The following is a 1,782-nucleotide window of genomic DNA, read 5'->3' as shown; positions in this document are numbered from 1 at the left end:
GCACTACAGGCTCCTTCCGTTAGAAAGGCCCGAACAGGATCTCTCAGGTTCCGTACGTTGAATTTCTCTGCATGCACAGGGTCTCCGACCCCGGGAGGCATTGCCTTGAGCTTGCCTTTTACGCTTAGGCAATTGTTGGTTTCTGTTTCAGTTAACAACATCACCGCCTCCTATATGGTGCTAACTTGGCTCAATACCTGGCCTACAGATGCCTCTACTAACACTTCACATTGCCAGTTACCTGACACTTCGCATAGCTCGAGGACCGGGCGAGTGGCTAACTCTTACCCAGAAGGGACTTTCACCCTCTATTCAACGCCAGCTTTGCCTGACGTTCTAACTGTTCACCCGTAGGGTTCATGATCCAAGTTTAGGTAAGTTGGAAGTTCGTACTCAAAACACCATGTTAGGTCGCTCTTTGCCATCAGGTTTTTGTTTTGGGTGGAAAGTTTGGTTTCAATGTTAATACGTGGATAAGCTTTAATTGGTTGGTTCAACAGTTTGAAGAAACTTGCTATATTGATTGGGACTCTAAAGAATACGAAGAATTATATCAAGAAGCTCACGAAGTTTGTGAAGATGAAGAAGAGGGATACTAATATGTCATTTACTTCTAAACTGGGACAGATCATGGATATCATTACAGGTGGTTTTGAACTGAATGAGGATGACCAAAGGGCTGTAAACGATCTTTCATCAATCCTTTGCAACTATACTGATCTGACACTTGAAGAGAAGAACGGGGTACTGTTTATACTTGATAACATTATAACCGCTTTTTCTCATATTCCAGAAGGACGAACAGTAAAAGCTAAAACATTAAGAGATGGAATTTTAACACTTCAAAAAATAGATGGGATTGTCCAGATCGTAGATGTAGAAAAGACAAGATATTAACCTTATACAACACTAAGCACATAAGGGAATAAATCATGCAAGCAACTAACAAAGTAAAGAAGATCAAGATAGCGATGCTACGCATCGAGCTAGGGCACTGTTAATTCATTGATACTCTTATCATTCATAGTACGTTATCCTATCCTTACATTCCCCTCCTCTAGATTTTTACGTGGTTCAATACTCAGGCCATAGACGTCGCCACCACACACCAAAAGAATTTGTTCCCCGCGCAACGAAACTTCTCTTTGAAAAAGACAATGCTTGGGAAAAGGTGCTTTGGAAACACGCTCAGACTTTTAGTCTCTGGCAAATCTCGTGTGTTGAGCGAATGTTAGCGTGTGGGACTAACATAATGGGAGCTAAACACTACGATTGTGGTACGCCAGACTGTCCGCATACTAAGGTCATCTGCCAAAGCTGCAAAACGAAGGCGTGCAGCTCTTGTGGTACTAAGTCCACTGAGCAATAGATACATACCCAACTTGATGTCATGCCTGACTGTGAACATCAGCACATCACGTTCACTATGCCGAGCGAGCTATGGCCCATCTTCGAAGCCAATCCTGTATTACTTAATGATTTGTTCTCTCTTGCGGCGGACACGCTGCTGAAGTGGGCAAAAAAGCATGGACTTGAGGTAGGGATATTCGGAGCGCTTCATACTTATGGTCGAGCCCTTCACTGGCATCCACATATCCATTTATCGGTCACCCGTGGAGGGTTAGATAAACACCATTCCTGGAAACCTATCTACTTCAAAAAGAAGCATGTCGAGTATCACTGGCGGCGCACTCTCATCGCGCTTCTCAGACAAAAATACGGCGACCTTAACTTATCCACATCGACCACCAATCATATTCAAGATTACCGTCAATGGAATGT

1 protein-coding gene and 1 pseudogene are annotated in these 1,782 nt (G+C 43.4%); both read left to right on the top strand.

Features of this window, described 5'->3' with window-relative positions; all coding sequences use genetic code 11:
- Positions 1-600: 600 nt before the first annotated feature.
- Positions 601-897, top strand: coding sequence for a hypothetical protein (locus H5300_RS26545; protein ID WP_182797340.1), 297 nt, complete (start codon positions 601-603; stop codon positions 895-897).
- 172 nt (positions 898-1,069) lie between these two features.
- Positions 1,070-1,782 (top strand): annotated as a pseudogene (locus tag H5300_RS26540) (transposase zinc-binding domain-containing protein); the annotation flags it as partial.

The sequence above is a fragment of the Vibrio sp. SG41-7 genome (assembly GCF_014164465.1).
Classification (GTDB): domain Bacteria; phylum Pseudomonadota; class Gammaproteobacteria; order Enterobacterales; family Vibrionaceae; genus Vibrio; species Vibrio splendidus.
The sequence above is the reverse complement of the archived record's forward strand: the minus strand, read 5'-3'. Positions and strand labels throughout refer to the sequence as shown.